The 26,081-nt window shown below is 66.7% G+C and carries 21 protein-coding genes and 2 pseudogenes; 20 read left to right on the top strand and 3 right to left on the bottom strand.

Annotated features, from left to right (window positions below; genetic code table 11):
* Positions 1-21 precede the first annotated feature (21 nt).
* The 3 genes from EDC62_RS08390 to mgtA all read left to right on the top strand — a co-directional run bounded on the left by EDC62_RS08390 (position 22) and on the right by mgtA (position 4,748).
* Positions 22-690, top strand: coding sequence for an SDR family oxidoreductase (locus tag EDC62_RS08390; RefSeq protein ID WP_124222572.1), 669 nt, complete (start codon positions 22-24; stop codon positions 688-690).
* Between the two features lie 4 nt (positions 691-694).
* Positions 695-1,822, top strand: a complete 1,128-nt coding sequence (locus EDC62_RS08385) for an acyl-CoA dehydrogenase family protein (RefSeq protein ID WP_124222570.1) — start codon at positions 695-697, stop codon at positions 1,820-1,822.
* Between the two features lie 160 nt (positions 1,823-1,982).
* Positions 1,983-4,748, top strand: a complete 2,766-nt coding sequence (mgtA, locus tag EDC62_RS08380) for a magnesium-translocating P-type ATPase (protein WP_124222568.1) — start codon at positions 1,983-1,985, stop codon at positions 4,746-4,748.
* A gap of 13 nt (positions 4,749-4,761) precedes the next feature.
* Here mgtA and EDC62_RS08375 read toward each other — a convergent pair whose 3' ends face one another.
* Positions 4,762-5,472, bottom strand: coding sequence for a glutathione binding-like protein (locus EDC62_RS08375; protein ID WP_124222566.1), 711 nt, complete (start codon positions 5,470-5,472; stop codon positions 4,762-4,764).
* Between the two features lie 87 nt (positions 5,473-5,559).
* Here EDC62_RS08375 and EDC62_RS13175 point away from each other — a divergent pair, with 87 nt between their 5' ends.
* Positions 5,560-5,955, top strand: coding sequence for a YchJ family protein (locus tag EDC62_RS13175; RefSeq protein ID WP_124222564.1), 396 nt, complete (start codon positions 5,560-5,562; stop codon positions 5,953-5,955).
* A gap of 97 nt (positions 5,956-6,052) precedes the next feature.
* Here the strand turns inward: EDC62_RS13175 and EDC62_RS13305 are convergent.
* Positions 6,053-6,289: pseudogene (locus EDC62_RS13305) on the bottom strand (phage integrase N-terminal SAM-like domain-containing protein); the annotation flags it as partial.
* A gap of 155 nt (positions 6,290-6,444) precedes the next feature.
* Between EDC62_RS13305 and EDC62_RS08360 the strand changes: the two are divergent.
* The 4 genes and pseudogenes from EDC62_RS08360 to EDC62_RS13240 all read left to right on the top strand — a co-directional run.
* Entirely contained in the window at positions 6,445-6,840 is a 396-nt protein-coding gene (locus EDC62_RS08360) for a VOC family protein (RefSeq protein ID WP_124222562.1), read from the top strand.
* A gap of 100 nt (positions 6,841-6,940) precedes the next feature.
* The gene (locus EDC62_RS13075; RefSeq protein ID WP_211330962.1) at positions 6,941-7,387 is read left to right on the top strand and encodes a hypothetical protein; all 447 of its coding nucleotides are present in this window, start codon (positions 6,941-6,943) and stop codon (positions 7,385-7,387) included.
* Entirely contained in the window at positions 7,384-8,268 is an 885-nt protein-coding gene (locus EDC62_RS08355) for a hypothetical protein (protein WP_211330961.1), read from the top strand. Before EDC62_RS13075 ends, EDC62_RS08355 begins: the two co-directional genes overlap by 4 nt.
* Before the next feature lie 91 nt (positions 8,269-8,359).
* Positions 8,360-8,479: pseudogene (locus tag EDC62_RS13240) on the top strand (YchJ family metal-binding protein); the annotation flags it as partial.
* Here the strand turns inward: EDC62_RS13240 and EDC62_RS08350 are convergent.
* Positions 8,452-9,543, bottom strand: a complete 1,092-nt coding sequence (locus EDC62_RS08350) for an AraC family transcriptional regulator (RefSeq protein WP_124222560.1) — start codon at positions 9,541-9,543, stop codon at positions 8,452-8,454. The pseudogene EDC62_RS13240 and the gene EDC62_RS08350 overlap by 28 nt on opposite strands.
* Positions 9,544-9,646: 103 nt before the next feature.
* On the opposite strand from EDC62_RS08350, the gene EDC62_RS08345 reads away from it, so the two are divergent.
* The 12 genes from EDC62_RS08345 to uvrA all read left to right on the top strand — a co-directional run bounded on the left by EDC62_RS08345 (position 9,647) and on the right by uvrA (position 25,732).
* Positions 9,647-11,254: a carboxyl transferase domain-containing protein gene (locus EDC62_RS08345; RefSeq protein ID WP_124222558.1), complete on the top strand. Its 1,608-nt coding sequence runs from the start codon at positions 9,647-9,649 to the stop codon at positions 11,252-11,254.
* A gap of 64 nt (positions 11,255-11,318) precedes the next feature.
* Entirely contained in the window at positions 11,319-12,110 is a 792-nt protein-coding gene (locus EDC62_RS08340; protein WP_124222556.1) for an enoyl-CoA hydratase/isomerase family protein, read from the top strand.
* 53 nt (positions 12,111-12,163) lie between these two features.
* Positions 12,164-14,272: an acetyl/propionyl/methylcrotonyl-CoA carboxylase subunit alpha gene (locus EDC62_RS08335; RefSeq protein ID WP_124222554.1), complete on the top strand. Its 2,109-nt coding sequence runs from the start codon at positions 12,164-12,166 to the stop codon at positions 14,270-14,272.
* A 16-nt stretch (positions 14,273-14,288) separates the two neighbouring features.
* Positions 14,289-15,197: a hydroxymethylglutaryl-CoA lyase gene (locus tag EDC62_RS08330; RefSeq protein WP_124222552.1), complete on the top strand. Its 909-nt coding sequence runs from the start codon at positions 14,289-14,291 to the stop codon at positions 15,195-15,197.
* Between the two features lie 2 nt (positions 15,198-15,199).
* On the top strand, positions 15,200-15,853 hold the full coding sequence (locus EDC62_RS08325; RefSeq protein WP_124222550.1) for a LysE family transporter: 654 nt from the start codon (positions 15,200-15,202) through the stop codon (positions 15,851-15,853).
* A 138-nt stretch (positions 15,854-15,991) separates the two neighbouring features.
* Positions 15,992-16,510 (top strand): restriction endonuclease subunit S domain-containing protein, encoded by a 519-nt coding sequence (locus EDC62_RS13070; RefSeq protein ID WP_211330959.1) that lies wholly within the window; start codon positions 15,992-15,994, stop codon positions 16,508-16,510.
* Positions 16,500-17,036: a hypothetical protein gene (locus EDC62_RS08315; RefSeq protein ID WP_124222548.1), complete on the top strand. Its 537-nt coding sequence runs from the start codon at positions 16,500-16,502 to the stop codon at positions 17,034-17,036. The genes EDC62_RS13070 and EDC62_RS08315 overlap by 11 nt, the downstream gene beginning before the upstream one ends.
* 14 nt (positions 17,037-17,050) lie before the next feature.
* Positions 17,051-17,920, top strand: a complete 870-nt coding sequence (locus EDC62_RS08310) for a GIY-YIG nuclease family protein (RefSeq protein ID WP_124222546.1) — start codon at positions 17,051-17,053, stop codon at positions 17,918-17,920.
* Positions 17,921-18,273: 353 nt separating this feature from the next.
* Positions 18,274-18,780, top strand: a complete 507-nt coding sequence (locus EDC62_RS08305) for a YbaK/EbsC family protein (RefSeq protein ID WP_124222544.1) — start codon at positions 18,274-18,276, stop codon at positions 18,778-18,780.
* A complete protein-coding gene (locus EDC62_RS08300) occupies positions 18,777-19,049 on the top strand; it encodes a DUF1289 domain-containing protein (protein WP_124222542.1) in 273 nt (90 codons plus the stop codon). Before EDC62_RS08305 ends, EDC62_RS08300 begins: the two co-directional genes overlap by 4 nt.
* Positions 19,050-19,056: 7 nt before the next feature.
* The gene (locus EDC62_RS08295; protein WP_124222540.1) at positions 19,057-19,713 is read left to right on the top strand and encodes a 2-hydroxychromene-2-carboxylate isomerase; all 657 of its coding nucleotides are present in this window, start codon (positions 19,057-19,059) and stop codon (positions 19,711-19,713) included.
* A 169-nt stretch (positions 19,714-19,882) separates the two neighbouring features.
* On the top strand, positions 19,883-25,732 hold the full coding sequence (gene uvrA / locus EDC62_RS08290) for an excinuclease ABC subunit UvrA (RefSeq protein WP_124222538.1): 5,850 nt from the start codon (positions 19,883-19,885) through the stop codon (positions 25,730-25,732).
* Positions 25,733-26,081: the final 349 nt, after the last annotated feature.

Here is a 26,081-nt window from a genome sequence, read left to right as displayed (position 1 = left end):
TACAGGCAGAAAGGCTGCAAAGTGGCGACGGTACTGATCCTCGGCGCCTCGCGTGGCATTGGGGCGGCGCTGGTGGCGCGCCACCTCGACCAGGGCGACCGCGTCATCGCCACCGCGCGCGACGACGCCGCGCTCGCGCGGCTGCGTGCCGCCGGCGCCGAGGCGCTGCCGCTCGATGTGGCCGATCCGCAGAGCGTGAGCGCGCTGGCCTGGCGGCTCGATGGCGAAAAGCTCGACATCGCCTGGTACGTCGCGGGCGTGATGGACCGCGCCGATGCCCACACGCCACCCACGCGCGAGGCCTTCGACCGCGTGATGCACACCAATGTGCTGGGCGCGATGCAGGTCATCCCGCAGGTCGCGCCGCTGGTGGCGGCGGCGCGTGGGCGCATGGCCTTCCTCTCCAGCGTCATGGGGCGCATCGCCGAGGTGTCGGGCAGCAACGCCTGGCTTTACCGCGTCAGCAAGGCGGCGCTCAACATGGCGGTGGCTTCGGCGCAAACCGCCTACCCCGACGCGATCCTGGTCGCGGTGCATCCCGGCTGGGTGCAGACCGACATGGGGGGTGCTGCCGCGCCGCTGTCGGTCGAACAAAGCGCGGCCGACCTCGTCGCGCTCGCCGGGCGGCTCGGCCCGGCCGACCGCGGCGCTTTTCTCAACCACGATGGAACCCGCTTCGCGGGCTGGTAACCCCATGCTCTTGACCGCCGAACAGGAAATGATCCGCGACGCCGTGCGCGCCTACGCCCAGCAGGAGCTCTGGCCCCACGCCGCGCGCTGGGACCGCGAGCACATCTTCCCGCGCGAGGCGCACCGCGGGCTCGCCGCACTGGGGGCCTACGGCATCTGCGTGCCCGAGTCGCTCGGCGGCGCGGGGCTCGACTACCTCACGCTCGCGCTGGTGCTCGAGGAAATCGCCGCGGGCGACGGCGGCACCAGCACCGCGATCTCGGTCACCAACTGCCCGTACAACGCGATTCTGATGATGTACGGCACGCCCGAGCAGCAGCAGCGCTTCCTTGCGCCCGCCGCGCGCGGCGACATCCTCGGCGCGTTCTGCCTCACCGAGCCGCATGTGGGCAGCGACGCCTCGGCCCTGCGCACCACCGCCGTGCGCGAGGGCGACCAATACGTGCTCAACGGCGTCAAGCAGTTCATCACCAGCGGCAAGAACGGCCAGGTGGCCATCGTCATTGCCGTCACCGACAAGAGCGCGGGCAAGCGCGGCATGAGCGCCTTTCTCGTGCCCACCGACACGCCGGGCTACATCGTCGCACGGCTCGAGGACAAGGTGGGCCAGCACAGCAGCGACACCGCGCAGATTCAGCTCGAGAACTGCCGCATTCCGGTGGAGAACCGCATCGGCGAAGAGGGCGAGGGCTACCGCATCGCGCTCTCGGCGCTCGAGGGCGGGCGCATTGGCATCGCCGCGCAAAGCGTGGGCATGGCGCGCAGCGCGCTCGAGGTGGCGATTGCCTACGCCAAGGAACGCGAGAGCTTCGGCCAGCCGATCTTCAACCACCAGGCGGTGGGCTTTCGCCTCGCCGACTGCGCCACCCGGCTCGAAGCCGCGCGCCAGCTCGTCTGGCATGCCGCCGCGCTGCGCGATGCTGGCCGGCCGTGTCTGAAGGAAGCGGCGATGGCCAAACTGTTCGCCAGCGAAACCGCCGAAGCGGTCTGCAGCGCCGCCATCCAGACACTCGGCGGCTACGGCTACGTCAGCGACTTCCCGGTCGAACGCATCTGGCGCGACGTGCGCGTCTGCCAGATTTATGAAGGCACGAGCGACGTGCAGAAAATCCTGATTCAACGCGCGCTTTGAGCGTCCTCGAGCGCCGGGCTGCCGCGCGGGACCGACGCGGTAAGCCGCTGCTTGTTTGCACGCGCTGGCCGTCATGGCCGTCACGGAAGTCGGGTAAACGTTGCCTGGCTGAGCGCGGCTTCATCGGGTTGAAGCGCTCGGGCGAGGGCTGGAGAACCCATTGGACATCACACTGCTGAAAGAACGATTCGCCGCCTTCCTGCGCAGCCGTCACCTGGGCCGGCATTTCCGTCGCCTGGCTTTGCTGGACACCCTGGCCCAGACCGGCGTGAGCCGCGAAGTGCCGCCGACGCTGACCCAAACCCTGGTCCGCGCCGCCACCGCGGACCCGGATGATTTGCTGCGCCAGTTGGGCAGTCATCGCGATGGTTTGACCGAGGCCGAAGCAGCCGCCATTCGCGCCCGTGTCGGCCTCAACGAGGTCGAGCACGAGAAGCCGCTGCCCTGGTGGGCGCACCTGTGGCACTGCTACAAGAATCCCTTCAACCTGCTGCTGACGCTGCTGGCCGTCATCTCCTATCTCACCGAGGACATGAAGGCCACGGTCGTGATCGGCACGATGGTGCTGCTGTCCACCCTGCTGCGCTTCTGGCAGGAAGCGAAGTCCAACAAGGCCGCCGACGCACTCAAGGCGATGGTCAGCAACACGGCCACCGTCCTCCGGCGTGACCTGTCCGAGGAGGCCGCACCGATCTTCGAGCAGTACTACGGCGCGCATCTGCATGTGAAGCACGGCAAGCCGGTTGAAGTGCCGATCAAGCTGCTGGTGCCCGGCGATGTGATCGTGCTGTCGGCGGGCGACATGATCCCGGCCGACTGCCGAGTGCTCAGCGCCAAAGACCTGTTCGTGGCCCAGGCGGCGATGACCGGCGAGTCGATGCCGGTGGAGAAGTTCGCCGTCCAGCGCTTGGCCTCGGCGATCAACCCGCTGGAGCTCGACAACATCCTGTTCATGGGCACCAACGTGGTGTCTGGTTCGGCGACCGCCGTGGTCCTCGCCACCGGCAATGCCACCTATTTCGGTGCGCTGGCCAGCCGCGTCACCGCCACCGACCGCGCGCCCACGGCCTTCCAGGCCGGTGTGAACAAGGTGAGCTGGCTGCTGATCCGTTTCATGGCGGTCATGGTCCCGCTGGTGCTGCTGATCAATGGCTTCACCAAGGGCGACTGGCTGGAGGCACTGCTGTTTGCGCTGTCTATCGCCGTGGGCCTGACACCCGAGATGCTGCCGATGATCGTCACCTCGACGCTGGCCAAAGGCGCGGTGTTCCTTTCGCGCAAAAAGGTCATCGTCAAGCGGCTGGATGCCATCCAGAACTTCGGCGCGATGGACGTGCTGTGCACCGACAAGACCGGCACGCTGACGCAGGACAAGATTTTCCTCGCGCGCCATGTCGATGTCTGGGGTGAAGAGTCCGACGAGGTGCTGGCGATGGCCTACCTCAACAGCTACTACCAGACCGGCCTGAAAAACCTGCTGGACGTGGCGGTGCTCGAACACGTGGATGTCCACCAGAAACTGAACCCGGCCAACAACTACCGCAAGGTCGATGAGATCCCGTTCGACTTCAACCGCCGCCGCATGTCGGTGGTGGTGAGTGAGCGCGAGGACCACCACGAGCTGATCTGCAAGGGCGCGGTCGAGGAAGTCCTCGCCGTCTGCTCGCGCGTGCGCCACGGTGACGCCATCGAGCCGCTGACGCCGGAACTGCTGGCCCGCATCCGCGAAGTGACCGCCGAGCTGAACGAAGAGGGCCTGCGCGTGGTGGCCGTGGCCGCCAAGGAAGTGCCGCCGAGCAAGGAGGTCTACAGCGTGGCCGACGAGTCGGACCTGACGCTGATCGGCTACGTCGCCTTCCTCGACCCGCCCAAGGAGTCCACCGCGCCCGCCCTCAAGGCGCTGGCCGAGCACGGTGTGGCGGTCAAGGTGCTCACCGGCGACAACGAGCGGGTGACGGCCAAGATCTGCCGCGAAGTCGGGCTCGAACAGCAAGGTGTGCTTCTGGGTGGCGATGTCGAACGGATGAGCGACCCCGAGCTGGCCCAGGCGGTGGAACACCACAACGTCTTTGCCAAGCTCACCCCCGCGCACAAGGAGCGCATCGTGCGCCTCTTGAAGGCCAACGGTCACGTGGTCGGCTTCATGGGCGATGGCATCAACGACGCCCCGGCACTGCGCACCGCGGACATCGGCATCTCGGTCGATACGGCGGTGGACATCGCCAAGGAAGCCGCCGACATCATCCTGCTGGAAAAGAGCCTGATGGTGCTGGACGAGGGGGTGCAGGAGGGCCGCCGCACCTTCGCCAACATGCTCAAGTACATCAAGATGACGGCCAGCTCCAACTTCGGCAATGTGTTCTCGGTGCTGGTGGCCTCGGCCTTCATCCCCTTCCTGCCGATGCTGCCGATGCATCTGCTGGTGCAGAACCTGCTGTACGACGTGTCGCAAACCGCCATTCCCTTCGACAACGTCGATGAAGAACTGCTCAAACAACCGCAGCGCTGGAACCCCGCCGACATCGGCCGCTTCATGGCGTTCTTCGGCCCCATCAGCTCGGTTTTCGACATCCTGACCTATGCGCTGATGTGGTTCGTGTTCGGCGCCAACACCGTGGCCCAGCAAACCCTTTTCCAGTCGGGCTGGTTCGTCGAGGGGCTGCTGACGCAGACCCTCATCGTGCACATGATCCGCACGCCGAAGATTCCCTTCATTCAAAGCCGCGCCGCCGCGCCCCTCATGGCGATGACGGTGGCCATCATCGCGATCGGCATCTTCCTGCCGATGGGGCCGCTGGCGCACTACTTCAAGCTGCAGCCACTGCCGCCGCTGTATTTCGTTTTCCTGCCGCTGATCCTGCTGGCGTATATGGCCTTGACGCAGGCGGTCAAGGGCTACTACGTCCGCCGCTGGGGCTGGCAGTGAAGAGGCGCAGCGTTCAGGGCAACGCGGAATCAGGGACTGCGATGCCGCGTTGCACCGCGGGCCGCGCCATGAAGGCGGTCAGCACCCGCTGCACTTCGGGGAAGTCGGCCCAGCCCACGAGGTCGGCGGCGCGGTAGCGCTCGATGAGGTTGCGCACCCAGGGAAAGATGGCGATGTCCGCAATGCTGTAGTCCTCCCCCATCACCCAGGCGCGGCCCGAGAGGCGCTGGTTGAGCACGCCAAGCAGCCGGCGCGACTCAGCCGCATAGCGATCGCGCGGGCGTTTGTCCTCATAGTCCTTGCCGGCGAAGATCGTGAAAAAGCCGAGCTGCCCGAACATCGGACCGATGCCGCCCATCTGGAACATCAGCCACTGCAGGGTTTCGTAACGGCGTGCAGGCACCGTGGGCAGGAAGCGCCCGGTCTTCTCCGCCAGGTAGATGAGGATGGCGCCAGACTCCCACAGCGGCAGCGGCTCGCCACCCGGGCCGTTCGCGTCGAGGATGGCGGGGATCTTGTTGTTCGGGTTGAGCGAAAGAAACTCGGGCGTGAATTGGTCGTTCGTCTCGAAATTCACGCGATGCGCCTCGTAGGGCAGGCCGCATTCCTCCAGCATGATCGACACCTTCAAGCCGTTGGGCGTGGGCAGGCTGTAGAGCTGCAGCCGGTCCGGATGTCGTGCGGGCCAGCGGCGGGTGATGGGAAAGGCGGACAGGTCGGTCATCAGGCGCTCCTTGGATGCACAGGTTTCGCTACCATAACCCCTTTCCGCGGCCAGCCCGTGGCCGCGCGCCCCGCCACGCCAGACCCCATGAGCCTGACTTGCCCTTGCGGCCGCACCGATGCGCGCGGCCGGCCCCGAATGTTGGCCGATTGTTGCGGGCGCTATCTCGGCACCGGCCTGCCCGCGCCCGACGCCGAATCGCTCATGCGTTCGCGCTACAGCGCCTATGCGCTCGGCCACACCGAGCATCTGCGCGCCACCTGGCACCCCAGCACCCGCCCCGACGATCTGAGCCTGGAGCCCGGCCTGAAGTGGCTCGGCCTCGAGGTCAAGCACGCGCGCCCCATCGACGCCGACCACGCGGAAGTCGAATTCGTCGCCCGCTCCCGTCTCGCCGGTCGCGGGCAGCGCCTGCACGAACGCAGCCGCTTCGTGCGCGAGGAGGGGCACTGGTTCTACGTCGATGGGGATCTGCTGGCTTGAGGGCTGGCCGCTTCGCCCGCGTCCACTCGGAAAGCCAGGGCAGATCGACGCCCAGGACCTCCTTATACAGGAACAGCAAAGCCGACAAGGCCTGCGTCTGCGTCGAAGCGGCGACATGACGTTCGACGGCCAAGTGGGTCAAAAAGGCCTCCACCTCCGCCTTGCCCATCTCGGCAGGGTGGCGTTTGCCGTGGAACAGGATGTATCGTTTCACCCAGTGGACATAAGCCTGCTCGGTGCGTAGGCTGTAATGCCTGAGCGGGAAACGGTCACGCAACTGGGCCAACAACCTGGGCGGCTGTGCAGCAGAGACGATCTGGAAGGGGGAGGACATGCGGTTGACGAGGTTATCGGACAGGTTGAGCCTTGTGAAACATGGGGTTAGCACGGGTTTCCGGATTATTGGGCATGGCCTATAAAGCATTTACGGAGACACTTGGTGTCGAATTTACGTTGGGCGGACTGATACATCACGGGAGGAACCCTTTCATGAGCGACTCTGTGACAGCCAACTTTGGGCTGGTTCAAATCGGGCAAATTGCCGTCCCGGTCAGCGATATCGAGCGAGCAGTCGCCTTCTACCGCGATACTCTGGGAATGCGTTTCCTTTTTCAGGCGCCACCAGGTCTCGGCTTCTTCGACTGCGCCGGTGTCCGGCTTATGCTGGATGCTCCTGCCAAGGCCCAGGCCGAAAACTACAGTTCAGTCATCTACTACAAGGTCCCGGACCTGCACGCGGCTTTCGAAACGTTGTCGGCACGGGGCGTTCTTTTCGAAGCAAAGCCTCATCTCATCGCGAAGCTACCCGACCATGAATTGTGGATGGCGTTTTTCCGCGATCCGGACCGAAACCTTCTTGCCCTCATGAGCGAGGTTCGGCCGTGATGTTCAATGGTGCCGCCCAACAACCGGTTGCAGCGGACGGCGCTGCGCGCCGCCGCTGAACCGGAACGTTAGCTCTATCCAATTGCCATTGAGGCCATCCATGCCGAAGAAAACAGATCTAGCCGTAACCTTCCCTAACGATCATGGTGACTTGATGTCGCCTGAGGAAGCATCGTTGGTTTCGAAGGAAATCGTAAATGTCCGGGAAGAAGTGCGTGACTGCCCCTACTTGGCAGAAGCCCTTCGTGTGCTTACGGTCAAAGGATATAGAAGCGCGATTGGGTCGTATTGGAATGCCGTTATTGACGACATCCGACAAAAAATCATTCATCGAAGTCTCGACCTTTTCAACAAGGAAATTAACCCAAAGCGGAAAATTGAGAAATACGAAGATTTTCAAGATCATGTGACAGACCATGACTTGATTGAAGGCGCATACAAGATTGGAGTGTTTAGCTGGGAAGCACGGAAGATGATGCACCAAGCTCGGGAGACCAGAAACCTATTCGATGGGCACCCCAAGAGTTCAGACCCCGGTTTGTTGTGAAGGTGCTGAACCTGATTTCGGACTGCAACAAATACGTCTTGTCCCAAGAGTACCCCGCCTCAATTATCGATATATCTGCCTACCTGACACTTATGGACTCGGCAGACTTTGCAAGAAATCACATTGCCGTAGATCAGGCATTTGTTGACCTCCCCGCCGTTTACAAGTCGGAACTGTCGAATCGCTTTTACTCAACCTACATTAGCGACGTCATATCCAGTGACCTTCGAGGCAACATTGAATTCTGTGCTCCCATCCTGTGGGGATCGCTTACAAAAGAAGACAAAAAACAAATCGGAAAGCGATTCGACAAAGAGATAGTGGAGGGGGATGCAAAGAAGATTCAGCGCGCCCTCACCTACATACAGATTGTTGGCGGAATGATGTACGTTAGCGGGGCTAGCAGAAAAATTATCGTTGAGCCCCTGGTTAATGCAATGAGCGAATCTCTGGATGATTGGGACAAAGAACGTTCGTTTGCGAAGCAGTTACAACCATTTGCTCGGTTCATGCCATCCGAATTGCTTCCTAAGTTTGTCGAGGCAATCACCAGAACGTATGTTGGTTATAAAGGGTCTAGTTACAGCTATGCTCGGAAGAACTATTACTCCTACGGCGCAGCTCACTACATCAAAGAAATGTTTGAGTCCTTTGACTCCGAGGCAACCGACTGCTTCGTTGAGGTTGTAAAGACAGACACGACCCTTCGCCCCCGGATTTCCGAGAAAGATCAATTGGACAGACTCCGTGTGTTGGGAAATATCTTGCTTGAAAGCGAAATTGCAAGCGCCGACGCAGCGAAGTTCTTGGAGAGGCTGTGCGATGAAGAAAACACCGAAGAGTTCCTTACAAAAGTTCTTCCGAAGCTCAAGAAGAGCTAACCCGGCAGTCCACACGGACGCTGCGCGATAAAGCCGCGCAGCGCCGGCGACTTCTACGTTACCGTGAACGCCAGTGATGCCGGGACACAAGGAGGTCGAATTCGTCGCCCGCTCCCGTCTCGCCGGTCGCGGGCAGCGCCTGCACGAACGCAGCCGCTTCGTGCGCGAGGAGGGGTACTGGTTCTACGTCGATGGGGATCTGCTGGCTTGAGGGCTGGCGGGCGCGCAAGACCGCGCCCGCCACGCACCGGGCGTCATGCCCGTCCAGCCTCGGAATGCGCGGACGAAGCTTTTTTCGTTTTGAAAGCCCGCGGCTTCGGCCACCTGTTTGAGCGGCTTGTCGCTGCGCTGCAACAGCGTGAGGGCGCGGTCGCGGCGCACTTCGTCCTTCAAGGCCTGCAGCGTCGCGCCTTCTTCCTTCAATTGGCGGTGCAGGCTGCGCGCCGAGAGGTGCAGCAGCGCGGCGAGCGCATCGGCGTTCCGGGTGTGCTGGGGCTGCGTTTGCAGCAGTTGCCGCACGCGCTGCACCAGCAGTCGGTCGCGCCGATAGGGGCGCACCTGGAGCGGCAGGGCGCGCTGCAGCATCTGATTCATCGCCGCTTCGTCGCGCTTGATGGGTAGATCGAGGTAGCGCGCATCGAAGCGGATGGCGGTTTGCTCGGCGTCGAAACGGGTGGGGCCGTCGAACAGCACGGCATAAGCCTGGGCATGGGGCGGGGCGGCAAAGGCAAAGCTCGCGCCGCGCAGCGGAATGCGGGAATCGACGAACCAGCAAGCCAGGCCGTGGATGTTGCGCAGCACCGAGACGCAGCAGAACTCGCGCAGGCTGCCGTCGCCGCCCGGTGCCTGGTGCTCGGTCCAGACGATCGACGCGGTGTCGCCCTGCACCTGAACCGCGAGGGTGATGTCGCTCGTGAGCAAGCCGTGGTGCCGGCACCAGCGCTTGAGCGCGACGCCGAGCGTCGGGGCGCTGAGCGACGCGCGCGCGAGCATGCCGTAGCTGCCCCAGGGCAGGCGGCGGCTGAACCAGCCGAGCGCTTCGTCGTTGAGCTCGCGCATGGCGTGGCCGCAGAGCCGCTCGAACGCGTCGGCCGTGGTGTATCCCACGCCGGCATTGGCCGCCTCGGGCGCGATTTGTGCGGCTTGCAGCGCCGCTTCGGGTGAGCGCTGGGCGCGTGCGTAGGCGGCGCAGACCGCTTGCACGAAAGCCATCGGCGTGGCGGCGGGTGCGCGTGGACGATCCGGGGCGGGCGTTTGGGCGTGAGCCTGAGGCATGGTTGGAGTTTGCGGATCCTTGGCAGGATTTGCAACCCAAATGGCAAACCCGGTTCCGGTTGGCTGCGCGACAATGGGCCGCCCCGTCGTTCGGAGATTGCCCATGCCTGTTCTGCAAAGCCAGCTCAACCCCCGCAGCGCCGATTTCCAGGCCAACGCCGCCGCCATGCGTGCGCTCGTCGATGATCTGCAGGCGCAAATCGCGCGGGTGCAGTTGGGCGGCGGCGAGGCCGCGCGGGCCAAGCACACCGCGCGCGGCAAGCTGCTGCCGCGCGAACGGGTGCAGCGGCTGCTGGATCCGGGTACGCCGTTTCTCGAACTCGCGCCGCTCGCCGCGCTCGGTCTCTACAACGACGAAGCCCCCAGCGCCGGTTTGATCGCCGGTATCGGCCGCGTCAGCGGCGTCGACTGCATGATCGTCTGCAACGACGCCACGGTGAAGGGCGGCACGTACTACCCGATGACGGTCAAGAAGCACCTGCGGGCGCAGGAGGTGGCGCAGCAGAACGGCCTGCCCTGCATCTACTTGGTCGATTCGGGCGGCGCCAACCTGCCCAACCAGGACGAGGTCTTCCCCGACCGCGACCATTTCGGCCGCATCTTCTACAACCAGGCGAACATGAGCGCGCAGGGCATCGCGCAAATCGCCGTGGTCATGGGTTCGTGCACCGCGGGCGGCGCCTATGTGCCGGCCATGAGCGACGAGACCATCATCGTCAAGAACCAGGGCACCATCTTCCTCGGCGGCCCGCCGCTCGTGAAGGCCGCCACGGGCGAAGTGGTGAGCGCCGAGGAACTCGGGGGCGGCGATGTGCACACGCGGCTCTCGGGCGTCGCGGACCACCTGGCGCAAAACGACCTGCACGCACTCGCGCTGGCGCGCGCGGCGGTTGCCAATTTGAACCAAAAAGGCCGCAAGCCCAGCGTGGAATGGACACCGGTTGCTCCGAAATATGAAGCAATTGAGCTCTACGGCGTCATTCCCACCGACACCCGCAAGCCCTTCGACGTGCGCGAGATCATCGCCCGCATCGTCGACGGCAGCGAGTTCGACGAATTCAAGGCGCGCTTTGGCACCACCCTGGTGTGCGGCTTCGCGCGCATCGAAGGCATGCCCGTGGGCATCATCGCCAACAACGGCATCCTGTTCAGCGAGTCGGCGCTCAAGGGCGCGCACTTCATCGAGCTGTGCTGCCAGCGGAAAATCCCGCTGGTGTTCCTGCAGAACATCACCGGCTTCATGGTCGGGCGCAAGTACGAAAACGAAGGCATTGCGCGCCATGGCGCCAAGATGGTGACGGCGGTCGCCACCGCCGCGGTGCCGAAGTTCACCGTCATCATCGGCGGCAGTTTCGGCGCGGGCAACTACGGCATGTGTGGCCGCGCGTATTCGCCGCGTTTCCTCTGGATGTGGCCCAACGCGCGCATCTCGGTCATGGGCGGCGAGCAGGCCGCGAGCGTGCTCGCCACCGTCAAGCGCGACGGCATCGAGGCCAAGGGCGGCACTTGGAGCGCCGAGGAAGAAGCCGCCTTCAAGGCCCCGATCAAAGCGCAATACGAAGCCCAGGGCCACCCGTATTACGCGACCGCGCGGCTGTGGGACGACGGCATCATCGACCCGGCTGACACCCGCCGCGTGCTGGCGCTCGGCCTCTCGGCGGCGCGCAACACGCCGATCGCCGACACCCGCTTCGGCCTGTTCCGCATGTGAGCACCCGGGACATGCACGCCCGCGCCCGCCGCTTGTCACTGCCCGCACACCAGGAGGCTTTGCGATGAACGCATCGAGACACTTGAACATCGGCGTCGAGGGAGCCGTCGCCACCGTCACGCTCGCGCGGCCCGAGCTGCGCAATGCCTTTAACGACGAGGTGATTGCCGAACTCCGCGCAGCCTTCGTCGCGCTGGGCAAGCGTGAGGACGTGCGGGCCATCGTGCTGGCCGCCGAGGGCCCAGCCTTTTGCGCCGGCGCCGACCTGAACTGGATGCGCCGCATGGCTGGCTACACGCGCGAGGAGAACCTGGCCGATGCCGCCGCGCTGGCCGAGATGCTGCGCACGATCGACCAATGTCCCAAGCCCACCGTCGCGCGCATTCAGGGCGATGTATATGCCGGCGGCATGGGGCTCGTCGCCGCGTGCGACATCGCGGTCGCGGTGGACACGGCGGGCTTTTGCCTGAGCGAAGTGCGCCTGGGGCTCATTCCCGCCACCATCAGCCCGTATGTGATCCGCGCCATGGGTCCTCGCGCCGCGCAGCGCTACTTCCTCACCGCCGAGCGCTTCGACGCTGCCGAGGCGCTGCGCATCGGCTTCGTCCACGCGGTCGTGGCGCCCGAGGCGCTCGATGTGCACGTGCAAGGCATCGTGCGCGCCCTCACCGGTGCGGGCCCGGCGGCCGTGCGCGCGTGCAAGGCGCTGGTGCGCCGCGTGGCGGCGCAACCGATCGACGACGCGCTCATTGCCGCCACGGTCGAATCGATCGCCGACATCCGCGCCAGCGCCGAAGGCCGTGAGGGTGTGCAGGCATTTCTCGACAAGCGTCAACCCGCCTGGCTGGCCGGTTGACCCCAGCCGATGGCTGTCTTTATGGCAACGCCCCTGAAGCCCAAGGAACACCGATGTTTCAAAAAATCCTGATCGCCAACCGCGGGGAAATTGCCTGCCGCGTGGCCGCCACTGCGCGGCGCATGGGTGTGCGCACCGTGGCCGTGTATTCGGACGCCGATGCCCAGGCCAAGCATGTCGCCGCTTGCGATGAGGCGGTGCACATCGGCGGCAGCGCCCCGCAGGAGAGCTATCTGCAGTGGCAGCGCATCATCGACGCGGCGCGCGCCACCGGTGCGCAGGCCATCCATCCCGGCTACGGCTTCTTGAGTGAAAACGCCGCCTTCGCGCGGGCCTGCGCCGCAGCCGGCCTGGTGTTCATCGGGCCGCCGCCCGAGGCGATCGAGGCCATGGGCCTCAAGGCCGAGTCCAAGCGGCTGATGGAGGCCGCCGGCGTGCCGCTGGTGCCGGGCTACCACGGCGCGAACCAGGACGCCGCGCTGCTGCAAGCCGAGGCCGACGCGATGGGGTACCCCGTCATCATCAAGGCCAGCGCTGGCGGTGGCGGCAAGGGCATGCGGGTGGTCGAGCGCGCCGAGGACTTCGCCGCGGCGCTCGCGAGTTGCCAGCGCGAGGCCCGCAGCAGCTTTGGCAGCGATGCGGTGCTGATCGAGAAATACGTGCAGCGCCCGCGGCACATCGAAATCCAGGTCTTTGGCGACGCCCACGGCCACTATGTCTATCTGTTCGAGCGCGACTGCTCGGTGCAGCGCCGGCATCAAAAGCTGCTCGAAGAAGCCCCCGCGCCCGGCATGACGGCCGAGCTGCGCCAGCAAATGGGCCTGGCGGCGGTGGCCGCAGCCCGCGCTGTGGGCTATGTCGGTGCGGGTACGGTCGAGTTCATCGTCGAGCAGCCCGGGGGCTACGGTCTCGAGGACGGCCGAGTCGAAGAGGGTATGAGCGCCGCCGCGCCGTCCCAAGGCGCGAAGGCCCCCTCGGGGGGCGTGGGCGCCCGATTCTTTTTCATGGAGATGAACACCCGGCTGCAGGTCGAGCATCCCGTGACCGAGGCCATCACCGGGCTGGACCTGGTCGAGTGGCAGTTGCGCGTGGCCGCGGGCGAGCCGCTGCCGCGCCAGCAGGAGGAGCTGCGCATCCACGGCCATGCGATCGAGGCGCGCCTGTGCGCCGAAAACCCGGACCGGCAGTTCCTGCCGGCCACCGGCCGGCTCGAGGTCTACCGTGGTCCGGAATCGGTGGCGTTTCAGCCGCCGGTGGGCGCGGCGGCGCTCGGGGTGCAGCCGGTGCGGATCGATTCGGGCGTGCGCGAAGGCGATGTCGTCAGCCCCTATTACGACTCGATGCTGGCGAAGCTCATCGTGCACGGCGCCACGCGCGACGAGGCGCTCGCGCGGCTCGATGCAGCGCTTGCGGCCACGCACATCGTGGGGGTGGCGACCAACGTGCCGTTTCTGCGCCTCGTGGCTGCCAGCGCGTCCTTCCGCCGGGCCGAGCTCGACACCGCGCTGATTGCGCGCGAGGCCGAGCATTTGTTCGGCCAGGAGCGGGTCGGCGCGACCCGGGCCGTGGCCGCCGCGGTGGCGCACACGCTGCGCCGCGAGGCCGCGCTCGAAGACCACGACCCGTTCAGCCGACGCGACGGTTGGCGCGCCTGGGGTGAGTGGCAGCGCTCGATCCGCTTTGTTTTTGGCGAGGCCACGCTCGATGCGACGCTGCACGACCACCACGACGGATCGCACAGCCTCGCGTTGGGCGAGCTGCGCGACCGGCTGGAAGTCGCGCCCGCCGGCGGCGATGCGCTCGACATCCGCTATGCGGGCGAGCGGCGCCGCTACTGGGTCTATGGCCGCGATGAAACCCTGCATGTGTTTTGCGACCTCGGCGCCACGCAGATCGTCGAAATCGACGCGCTCGCCCATGCCGGCGAAGGCCCGAGCGAAGGCGGGCGGCTGAGCGCGCCGATGCCGGGCAAGGTGGTGTCGTTTGCGGTGCAGCCGGGCGACACCGTGCGCCAAGGCCAGACGCTCGCCGTGATGGAGGCGATGAAGATGGAGCACACGCTGACCGCGCCCGCCGACGGCGTCGTCGTCGAACTGCTCTACGCGCCCGGCGATCAGGTGGCCGAGGGCGCGGAATTGCTGCGACTGCAAACCCCAAGCTGACCCCGGAGGTCCCGCCATGTCCTTGCCCAGCCACGTCCGCCTCATCGACGTCGGCCCGCGTGACGGCCTGCAAAACGAAAAGCAGCCCGTCCCCGCCGCCGTCAAGATCGAACTCGTGCATCGCTTGCAGGCTGCGGGCCTGAAGGAAATCGAGGTCACGAGTTACGTCAGCCCCAAGTGGGTGCCGCAGATGGCCGACAACCACGAAGTCATGCAGGGCCTGCGGCGCGCGCCGGGGGTACGCTACTCGGTGCTCACGCCCAACCTCAAGGGCTTTGAGGCGGCGCTGCGCGACCGGCCCGACGAAATCGTCGTCTTCGGCGCGGCAAGCGAGGCCTTCAGTCAGAAGAACATCAATTGCTCGATCGCCGAGAGCATCGAGCGTTTTGCGTCGGTCGTGGCCGCCGCCAAGGCCGCCGGCATCGCGGTGCGCGGCGCCATGAGCTGCACCGTTGGCTGCCCCTACGAGGGCGCGATCGCGCCCGAGCGCGTCGCCTACCTTGCCGGCCTCATGAAAGGCATCGGCGTCGAGCGGGTGGACGTGGCCGACACCATCGGCGTGGGCACGCCGCGGCAGGTGCAGGCGGCGATCGAAGCCACGCTCGCGCACTACGACATCGACCACATCAGCGGCCACTTCCACGACACCTACGGCCAGGCGCTGGCCAATACGCTCGCGGCCCTGCAAATGGGCGTGTGGAATTTCCAGGCCTCGGTCGCAGGGCTCGGGGGCTGCCCCTACGCCAAGGGCGCGACCGGCAACGTCGCCACCGAAGACGTGGTCTACATGCTGCACGGCATGGGCATCGAAACCGGCATCGACCTCGACGCACTGGTCGACGCCGGCGCCTACATCAGCGAGCAGCTCGGGCGGCCCAGCGGCTCGCGTGTGGCGCGCGCGCTGCTGGCCAAGCGGGCGGGGTGACGATGGATCTGCACGTCTGGCTCGCCTACTTTGCCGCCGCCTGGGCGATCGCGCTCTCGCCCGGCTCGGGCGCCGTGTTGTCCATGACGCACGGCCTGGCCTACGGCGTGCGCGGCGCCAGCGCCACCATCCTCGGCCTGCAATTAGGTGTGGCCACCATCTTGTTGATCGCAGGCATAGGCGTCGGCGCGGTGCTCATCGCTTCCGCCACGGCGTTCACCGTGGTGAAGGTCGTGGGCGCGTGTTACCTCATCTGGCTGGGCTGGCGTCAGTGGCGCAGCCCGGTGGAGGGCGGTGCAGCGCCCGGCACCCTGGCCAGCACCGCAGCCAGTGGCAAGGGCCTGCCGTCGGTGAGGGAGCGGGTGCTGCTCGGCTACTTCACCAACGTCACCAACCCCAAGGGCATCGTCTTCGTGGTGGCCGTGCTGCCGCAGTTCATCGACCCGGCGCGCGCGTTGTGGCCGCAGCTGCTCATCCTGCTGTGCACCACCCTGTTCACCGACGTGATCGTCATGCACGGCTACGCCTTCCTCGCCTCGCGCGCGCAGCGCTGGCTGGCCACCGCCCAGGCCCGGCGCGCGCAAAACCGAGTGCTCGGCGGCGTTCTCATCGCCATGGGGGCGGGGCTGTTCATGGTCAAGCGGACGGCAGGCTGAACGGCGTGGGGCTGGCGGTGCGCCCCGAAGAGCCTGTCGGACTTGGGCGTCGATTGCGAGACAGAGCCCTGCAGACGATCCGCAACTCTGACAGGCTCCTAGAATGCAACGAGAGGAAGCAAAGACACCACCCGCCGCATGACGCACGAGGCCCACCGCCGCCAGACCATCGACCCGGTGCTCACCGCGGCCGGCTGGCATGTATGCGATGTGGACAGCGCCAACCTCCGCGCGGCCACGGGCGTCGCTATCCGCGAATTCCTGCTCAACGCCGGCTCGGGCTTCGCCGACTACCTGCTCTGCGTCAAAGGCAAGGCCTGCGGCGTTATCGAAGCCAAAAAAAGCGCCAACTACAAAGAGATGCGCAAGGTGTCTTCTGGCGGTGTGCAGCCAAACCTCAACTTGCGCCTGGTTCGCGCTGTCTGCGTTCCACTGCCGCCCGTTGCGGAACAAATGCGAATCACTGCTGCAGTCGACCGACAAATGCCCATCCTGCATGGCGTCGAGGCTGATGTAGATGCCAATCTTCAGAGTGCTCAGGCACTGCGCCAGTCCACGCTATCGAAGGCCTTTGTCCCAGGCGGCTATGGGTGCAGAGGAGCGGTGACATCTCGCATCCCCAAGGTCATAAAAGAGGAGGGATTTCATGCGTTTTGAAGTGGTTGGGCCGTTTTTTGTTCGGACACCCAGGATCATCAAGGTGGATCACATCAGGGAACTGAAGGCGTCCATCGAGGGGGACGAAACGGTCTCTGGCCTACTGTCAGCACCCGGCTGTTATGTCTTCGGCGTCAAGTCGACAGGCGCTAAGCGCGTGGTGCCTTGGTACGTTGGCAAGGCAGAAAAGCAGTCGGTCTTCAAGGAGGCCACCAATGCGGCGCACCTGCAGTTGTTCAACGAAATTCTGGATAAGTACGAGAAGGGCCACCCGGCATTGATCTTCTTGCCGCAAGTGACTGAAACCGGTCGCCCAGCCAAGGTGGCCAAGGGCGAGGGCAAGAAGCCGGCGGTGGACTTTCTGGAGGACTGGTTGATTGCCGCAGCACTCAAGTCAAACCCAAATCTCTACAACATCAAAAAGACTAAGATGCTCAACGAGTTGTGGGTCCGGGGTCTGTTCAACCCCACGGCTGGAGACAGCTCAACGGCTTCAAGGGCTCTCAAGGCTTCTTTGAAGCTGTGACGCAGCGCACCGCCATGAACACGCCGTTCTCCCTCCGCATCTTCGTCGCCGACGGCGACCCCGACGGCTTGCGTATCGTCGAAAAATCCAACTGGATCGGTAAAGCGCTGGTGTTTCCCCGTGCGCTACTGCCGCAGGTGAAGGCGCGGCCCGAGCTGGCGCAGACCGGCGTCTACCTGCTGCTGGGGCCGCGGCCAGACGGCGAGGGCGAGATGCTCTACGTGGGCGAGGGTGACCCTATCTTGCCGCGCCTGCAGGACCACCAAGCGAAGAAGGATTTCTGGACCCGCGCCATCGGCTTCACCACGGCCACGGCCGGGCAGCTGAACAAAGCGCATGTGCAGTTTCTGGAGGCGCGGCTGATCGCGCTGGCCCGCGCGGCCAAGCGCATGCCGCTGGACAATGCCAACCAGCCCGCCGAACCCAGTCTGAGCGAGGCCGATCGGGCGGAAATGGAGGTGTTCTTGGCCCACATGCTGGGCGTGTTGCCGGTGTTGGGGGTGCATGCTTTTGAACAGGCGCCAGCACCCACGGCCAAGGCCAATCCGCTGCTGACCTGCAAGGGCAAGGGTGTGGTGGCCATGGGTTATGAGGCAACGCAGGGCTTTGTGGTCAAGGCCGGTTCGCAGGCGGTGGCCGAAACGGTCCCGTCGATGGCGCAGCACGTGCGCGGCATGTACGACCTTCGGCAGGAGCTGATCGCCAACGGCGTGTTGGAGTTGGATGCAGGCCTGTATCGCTTCACGCAGGACTACAGCTTCAGCTCACCCAGCACGGCGGCGGCGGTGGTGCTGGGCCGCAGCGCGAACGGGCGCATCGAGTGGAAAGACGCCCAGGGGCGGACCTTGAAGGCGTTGCAGGAGGCGGAGGCCGGGGCCTCTTGATTCCGCTGGGTAATTGCCCGCTGACGGGCAGTTCTGTGTATTCAACATCCGCAAATCGCGAACGTTGAATACATGCAGCTCAAGCCCCAAGGCTTTCTCGTTGCCCTCAAACTGATCGCCTGGGGGGAACAGCGCTGGACGTATGCACGGCTGGCGCAAGAACTGGGGCTGAGCGCCTCCGAGGCGCATGCCGCAGTGAAGCGGGGACTGCAGGCTGGGTTGCTGTTGCAGAACCGGGCGACCGTAGCTCCGGTTGCCGAAGCGTCCAGCGCTGAGGCGCCGCCGAGGGCACCGCGGCAGATGCCTGACCGCAGTTTCGACAGGGGCTGTCCGCCACCGCTACCATCCACCCCATGAGCGAAACCACCACTGAATCCTTGCCCACTGGCGTGCAGCGCGTGCGCGCGGTGCTGGCCGAGCGGGGCCATCCGCATGCGCCGGTCATGCTGAGTGATGCGGCGCGCACGGCGCAGCAGGCGGCGGACGCGCTGGGTGTCGCGCTTGGGCAGATTGCCAAGAGCATCGTCTTTCGGCGCAAGAGCGATGGCGCGGCGGTGTTGGTCATCACCTCGGGCGACCGGCGGGTGGATGAAAAGAAGGTCGCCGCGCGCGTGGGTGCGCTGGGCCGGGCGGATGCGGATTTCGTCAAGACGCAAACCGGGTTTTCCATCGGCGGCGTCTCGCCGCTGGGCCATGTGCAGCCGCCGGTGGCGCTGATCGACCGCGAGCTGTTTCGCTTCGAGGAAATCTGGGCGGCCGCGGGGCATCCGCACGCGGTGTTCCGGCTGAGCCCATCCGACCTCGAGCGCCTCACGGGTGCGCCCGTGGCCGACGTGACCGTCGCGCCGGAGGCGGAATGATCGATCCTGAATCCATAGCAAAGAAAGTCCAGTTGACGCTGGCGAACGGCGATTTTTCCGCTTCGCCTTGCATTTCGGTCTGCCGCATGGATGCGCAGACCGGTTGGTGTGAGGGCTGCTTGCGCCGGCTCGAGGAGATCGCGGCCTGGTCGACGATGGACGCAGACGCACGCCGCGCGGTCTGGCTGCGCATCGGCGAGCGTGTGCAAAGCCTGCGAAGCCTGCAATGGCAGCCGTGCACCGCCGCGCAACCCGATCCGACACCGTGAGGCCGAGATGAAAACCCTCACCTTCTGGTTCGACCCGATTTCGCCGTTCGCGTATCTCGCGTTCGAGCGGCTGCCGCAGGCGCTCGAAGGTTTGAACTACTGCGTGCGCTACCGGCCGGTTTTGTTCGGGGCGCTGCTGCAGCACCACGGCCAGCTCGGGCCGGCGGAGATCGCGTCCAAGCGCGCCTGGACCTACCGCCAGGTGCTGTGGCTGGCCCGCAGCCACGGCGTGCCGATCGATCTGCCCGCGGCACACCCCTTCAACCCCTTGCCGCTGCTGCGTCTGGCGGTGGCCTGTGGGCGCGACGGCGAGCCCAACCGCTGGGTGTGTGAGACGGTGCTGCGTCATGTCTGGCGTTCCGGCGGGGCCGACGCGAGCGACCCCGAACGGCTGGCCGCGCTGGCCGCGCAGCTCGAGCCGCAGCGCCGGCTCGACGACGCGGCCGCGCGCGAGCGGCTGCGCGCCCATACCGCCGAGGCGCTGGAGCGCGGCGTGTTTGGCGTGCCGACTTGCGAAGTCGATGGCCGGCTGTTCTGGGGTTTCGATGCGCTGCCGATGCTGCGCCAGCAACTCGCGGGCGTAGCGCCCCTGCCCGATGCGCTGTGGGATGCGGCCGAAGGCTGGCCGGTGGGCGTGCAGCGCACGCAGCGGCCGGTGCCCTGAGCGGCGATGCGCCCGCGCCGTTCGGCGCGAGTCACTGGCGCGAATCACCAGCGCAGATCACCAGCGCGAACAGGCGGCGCCAATCACCCGCACGAATATCCGGCGCGAGGCGCGGCGTCACGCGTCTCCGTAGAATGCCTCGCCTCCCCCGCCACCGGCACCCTCCGCCATGTCTCAAGGCTCCATCCGCATCCGCGGCGCACGTCAGCACAACCTCCAAAACCTCGATCTCGACCTGAACATCGGTGAGCTCACCGTGGTGACCGGCCCCAGCGGCTCGGGCAAGTCGAGCCTGGTGTTCGACACCTTGTTCGCCGAGGGGCAGCGGCGCTATGTCGAAACCTTCAGCGCCTACGCGCGGCAGTTTCTCGACCGCATGGACAAACCGGCGGTCGACAAGGTCGAGGGCGTGCCGCCGGCGATCGCGATCGACCAGACCAACCCGGTGCGTTCGTCGCGCTCGACGGTGGGCACGATGACTGAGCTCAACGACCATCTGAAGCTGCTGTTCGCGCGCGCGGCCACCCTGTTCGACCGCGACACCGCGCTGCCCGTGCGGCACGACACGCCCGAGTCCATCGTGGCGGAATTGCAGCGGCGGGTGCAGGCCAGCGGGCCGGACGAGCCGCGTCTGGTGCTGACCTTTCCGGTCGAGTTGCCGGCCAGCGCGAGCGCCGAGGACATCGCGCAATGGTTGTCGCTGTCGGGCTACACCCGCGTACAGGCCGAGCGCGTGGTCGAGCGCCCCATCGTCGAGGCCTCGGACGCGCCCGCCGCGAAGAAGAAAAAGCCAGCCCGCGCGGCGCCGTCCGCTCCACCGCGCCGCGTGAAGCAGCTCGATGTGGTGGTCGACCGCTTCCGGCTCAGCCAGGCCGAGCCTGCGCGCGTGATGGAGGCGGTGGAAGCTGGCCTCAAGCGCGGCGGCGGGCAGCTCACGGTGTATGTGTTGCGCGCGGGTGCTGCGGACGACGCCGCGCCCGAGATCTGGCGTTTTTCCACTGGGCTGCACTGCCCCGAGAGCGACCGGCACTATGCCGAGCCCACGCCGTCGATGTTCTCGTTCAACTCGGCCGTGGGTGCGTGCGAGACCTGCCGCGGCTTTGGCCGCGTCATCGGGGTCGATTGGGGGCTGGTGATTCCCGACGAAAAGCGCACGCTGCGCGCCGGTGCCATCAAGCCCATCCAGACGCCGGCCTGGAAGGAGTGCCAGGACGACTTGATGCGCCACGCCGAGGCCGCAGGCATTCCCCGCGACACGCCGTGGATGCGCCTCACCCCGGAGCAGCAGCGCTGGGTCATCGAAGGCTCGCCGAACTGGAACGGCCAGTGGAACCAGCAGTGGTACGGCATCCGCCGATTTTTCGAGTATCTCGAGAGCAAGGCGTACAAAATGCACATCCGGGTGCTGCTCTCGCGCTACCGCAGCTACACGCCGTGCCCGGCTTGCGGCGGCGCGCGGCTCAAGACCGAGAGCCTGCTGTGGCGCATCGGCAGCAAGGCGGATGCGGACGCCGTGCTCGAGCCTGCGGCGCGCTTCCTGCCGCAGGGCGTGGGCTACGGCCGCGCGCAGCTCGAGGCGCTGCCCGGCCTGTGCCTGCACGACCTGATGCTGCTGCCCATCGAGCGGCTGCGCCGGTTCTTCGACCGGCTGGCCGCCGCACCCGAGGCGCAGGAGCCCGCGCGCAAGCTGCTGTATGAGGAGATCGGCACGCGGCTGCGGTACCTCTGCGACGTGGGGCTGGGTTACCTCACGCTCGACCGGCAAAGCCGCACCCTCTCGGGCGGCGAAGTGCAGCGCATCAACCTCACCACGGCGCTGGGCACTTCGCTCGTCAACACCTTGTTCGTGCTCGACGAGCCGAGCATCGGCTTGCATCCGCGCGATATGGACCGCATCAACCGCGCGATGCGTCGGCTGGTCGACGCGGGCAACACCTTGGTCGTGGTCGAGCACGATCCGGCGGTGATGCTCGAAGCCGACCGCATCCTCGACATGGGCCCGGGGCCGGGCGCGCGCGGCGGGCGCATCGTGTTCGACGGCACGCCCGAGGCGCTGCGCGGCGCCGACACGCTCACCGGCGTCTACCTCGGCGGGCGGCGGCAGATCAGCATGGGCATCAAGCGGCTCGTGAGCGCGGCGACGCCGCGGCTCATCCTCGAAGGCGCGCGCGAGCACAACCTGCGCGCTCTGACGGTGGAGTTTCCCTTGCAGCGGCTGGTGAGCGTCACCGGCGTTTCCGGTTCGGGCAAGTCCACGCTGATTCAGGATGTGCTCGCGCCGGCCTTGCTGCGCCACTTCGGCCGTGCCACCGAGGCGCCCGGCGCGCACGACCGGCTGCTCGGCGCCGATCACCTCGGCGACGTGGTGTTCGTCGACCAGTCGCCGATCGGCAAAACCGCGCGCTCCAACCCGGTGAGCTACGTCGGCGCGTGGGATGCGATCCGCAGCCTGTTTGCGGAGGCGCCGCTGGCCCGGCAGCGCGGCTACACGGCTGCCAAGTTCAGCTTCAACTCGGGCGATGGCCGCTGCCCGACCTGCGGCGGCTCGGGGTACGAGCATGTCGAGATGCAGTTCCTCAGCGACGTGTATCTGCGCTGCCCCGACTGCGACGGCAAGCGCTATCGGCCCGAGGTGCTCGAGGTGCGCATCGAGCGCGGCGGCCGCTGGCTCAACGTGGCCGAGGTGCTCGAACTCACCGTCAGCGAGGCGGTTGAGTGTTTCCAGGCCGACCGCGAGGTGATCCGCGCGCTGCAGCCCATCGTCGATGTGGGCCTCGAATACATCCAGCTCGGCCAGAGCGTGCCCACGCTCTCGGGCGGCGAGGCGCAGCGGCTCAAGCTCGCCGGGCACTTGGCCGAGGCGATGAAGACCGCCGCGGCGAGCCGCCAGCCGCTGGCGCGCAAGGGCACGCTGTTCCTGTTCGACGAACCGACCACCGGCCTGCACTTCGACGACATCGCCAAGCTGATGAAGAGCTTTCGCAAGCTGCTCGACGCGGGGCATTCGGTCATCGTCATCGAACACAACCTCGACGTCATCCGGGCCAGCGACTGGGTCATCGACCTCGGCCCCGAGGGGGGCGAGGCCGGCGGTCAACTCATCGCGGCCTGCTCGCCCGAGGAGCTGCGTCGGCATCCGCACTCGCACACGGGCGCGGCGCTCGCGGCCTACGAGCGCGCCCTGGGGCTGGGCACGGGCGTCGCAACCGAGGCGTCGGCACTTCAAAAATATGAGCAAGAGGTTGGCGAATCACGCCGGCGTCTGGGCAAAAAGGCCAAAGAATCGGCGCCAGAGCAGATCTCCGTCGTGCACGCGCGCGAGCACAACCTGAAAAACCTCAGTGTCGACATCCCCCGCGGGCGTTTCAACGTCATTACCGGGGTCAGCGGCTCGGGCAAGTCCACGCTGGCCTTCGACATCGTGTTCAACGAAGGCCAGCGCCGCTACCTGGAGAGCCTCAACGCCTACGCGCGCTCGATCGTGCAGCCCGCAGGCCGGCCCGAGGTGGATGCGGTCTACGGTATTCCGCCTTCGGTGGCGATCGAACAGCGGCTCTCGCGCGGCGGCGCCAAGAGCACGGTGGGCACGGTCACGGAGATCTGGCACTTCCTGCGGCTCTTGTGGGTCAAGCTCGGCGTGCAGCACTGCGTGCACGACGGCGCGGCGGTGCAGCCGCAGACGCCCGAGCGCATCGCGGCGCAGCTGCTGCAGGCGCACCGCGGCCAGACCATCGGTCTGCTCGCGCCGCTGGTGGTCAACCGCAAGGGCGTCTACACCGAACTCGCCGACTGGGCGCGTGGCCGCGGGCACACGCACCTGCGGGTCGACGGCGCGTTCCTGCCGACCACGGGTTTTCCGCGGCTGGACCGCTACCAGGAGCACACGGTCGAACTGCCGGTGCTGAGCCTCGCCGTGACGCCCGAAAACGAGCCCCTGCTGCGCGAGGGCCTGGCGCGCGCGCTCGAACTCGGCAAGGGCGTGGTGCATGTTCTGAGCGCGCTCGACGGCCTGGCCGAGGCCCTGGCCGCCGGCGGTGACGGCGCGGGCATCGGGCGGCTCGAGGTGTTCTCGGCGCGGCGTGCTTGCCCGGTTTGCGCCACTTCCTACCCCGAGCTCGATCCCCGGCTCTTTTCCTACAACAGCAAGCACGGCTGGTGTCCGGATTGCGTGGGCACGGGCCTGGCGCTGACCGCCGCGCAGCGCCGCGCGCTCGACGACACCCCGCGCGACGACGACGCCCGCGGCCGCGAACAGACCTTCGTCGAACCCGAGCCCGACGACCTGCCAGGCACCGCCTGCCCGAGCTGCGGCGGCACCCGGCTCAACGCCACGGCGCGCGCGGTGCGGCTGCATGCGGGCGACGCCTCCTGGGCCATCACCGATGTGGCGGCGCTGCCGGTGTCGGCGGTGCGGCAATGGGTCGATGCGCTGGCCTTCACCGGGCGCGAGGCCGAGATCGCGCGCGACCTGCTGCCCGAAATCCGCAGCCGGCTCGCCTTCCTCGAACAGGTCGGGCTCGCCTACCTCACGCTCGACCGCGGCGCGCCCACGCTCTCGGGCGGTGAGGCGCAGCGCATCCGGCTGGCCGCGCAGCTCGGCTCGAACCTGCAAGGCGTGTGTTACGTGCTCGACGAGCCCACGATCGGACTGCACGCGCGCGACAACCGCATCCTGCTCGACGCGCTGCAGGCCTTGAGCGCGCAGGGCAACACGCTGCTCGTCGTCGAGCACGATGCCGACACCATCCGTCGCGCCGAGCACCTGATCGACATCGGCCCCGGCGCGGGCACGCGCGGCGGGCAGCTGGTGGCCCAGGGCAGCGCCGAAGACCTCATGGCCGCGCCGGAGTCGCTGACCGGCCGCTATCTGCGCGAGGCGATCCGCCACCCGTTGGGCGCACGCCGGCCGGTGCGGCCCGCGGACCGTGGCGGGGCGGGCGGCGGGGCTGAACCCACGCACTGGCTCACGCTGCACGGCGCGTCGCTGCACAACCTGCAAAACCTCACGGTGTCAGTGCCGCTCACGCGGCTCGTCGCCATCACCGGCGTGTCGGGCTCGGGCAAGTCCACGCTGGCGCGCGACGTGTTGCTCACGAATGTGCAGGCCTGGGTGCAGCAGCGCAGCACGCGCGAGGGTCGCGCCGCGCTGGACGCGGGCCGCGCGCCGCCGCTCGTGGGCTGCGCGGGGCTCTCGGGCTTCGAGACGATCGAGCGCGTCCTCGAGGTCGACCAGACCCCCATCGGCAAAACGCCGCGCTCCTGCCCCGCGACCTATGTCGGCTTTTGGGACGCCATTCGCAAGCTCTACGCCGAGATGCTCGAGGCCCGCTCGCGCGGCTGGGGTCCGGCGCGCTTTTCCTTCAACACCGGCGAGGGGCGCTGCCCGGCCTGCGAAGGGCAGGGCATGCGCACCATCGCCATGAGCTTCCTGCCCGATGTGAAGGTGCCGTGTGAAGCCTGCCACGGTGCGCGCTTCAATGCCGAGACGCTCGCCGTCACCTGGCGCGGCAAACATGTGGGCGATGTGCTGCGCATGGAGGTCGACGAGGCGGTGGAATTCTTCGCCGCCATGCCCGCCATCGCGCATCCGCTGCGGCTGCTGCAGGACGTGGGCCTGGGCTATCTCACGCTCGGCCAGCCCTCGCCCACCCTCAGCGGCGGCGAAGCGCAGCGCATCAAGCTCGTGACGGAGCTCTCCAAGGTGCGCGACGACGTCGCGCGTCGCGGCAGCCGCGCCCCGCACACGCTCTATGTGCTCGACGAGCCGACCGTGGGCCTGCACATGGCCGACGTGGAGCGGCTCATCCGGGTGCTGCACCGGCTCACCGACGCGGGCCACAGCGTCATCGTGATCGAGCACGACCTCGACCTCATCGCCGAGGCCGACTGGATCATCGACCTCGGCCCCGAAGGTGGCGCGGGCGGCGGGCGCATCGTCGCCACCGGCACGCCGGAAACCGTCGCTGCGGGCGAGGGCGCGACGGCCGAAGCCCTGCGTTCCCTGCTCGGGCCGCGTTGAAGGTCACCGGGCGCTGGGGCAACGCTGAATAAGTTCCCGTGATGGCGCGCGCCCGGCCGCGGGATGGGATGCGAGGCGCAAACCGCAGCCATAGCCGCAGCTATGGCGAGGATTTGCAACGAAGCAGACCGCCCGCAGCCGGGATGCGCGACGCGCGAGGGACTTGTTCAGCGTTGCCCTAGGTGTTTTCCCGAGGTTGGCGTGGATTCGAGGCCGCTAGGCCCGCGCTATCAGTTCGTTGTAAGCCTGCGCCGTGAGAGTCGCGCCCCGCAAGGCAAGGATTCCCGGGAATTCCTTGCGTGTGCAATGCCTGCGCTCGGCAGGGGTTGCGAAATCCGTTGATTCAATC

Source organism: Tibeticola sediminis, assembly GCF_003843835.1.
GTDB classification, from domain to species: domain Bacteria; phylum Pseudomonadota; class Gammaproteobacteria; order Burkholderiales; family Burkholderiaceae_C; genus Tibeticola; species Tibeticola sediminis.
Note: the sequence above shows the minus strand (reverse complement) of the source record. Positions and strands in the feature narration are given on the sequence as shown.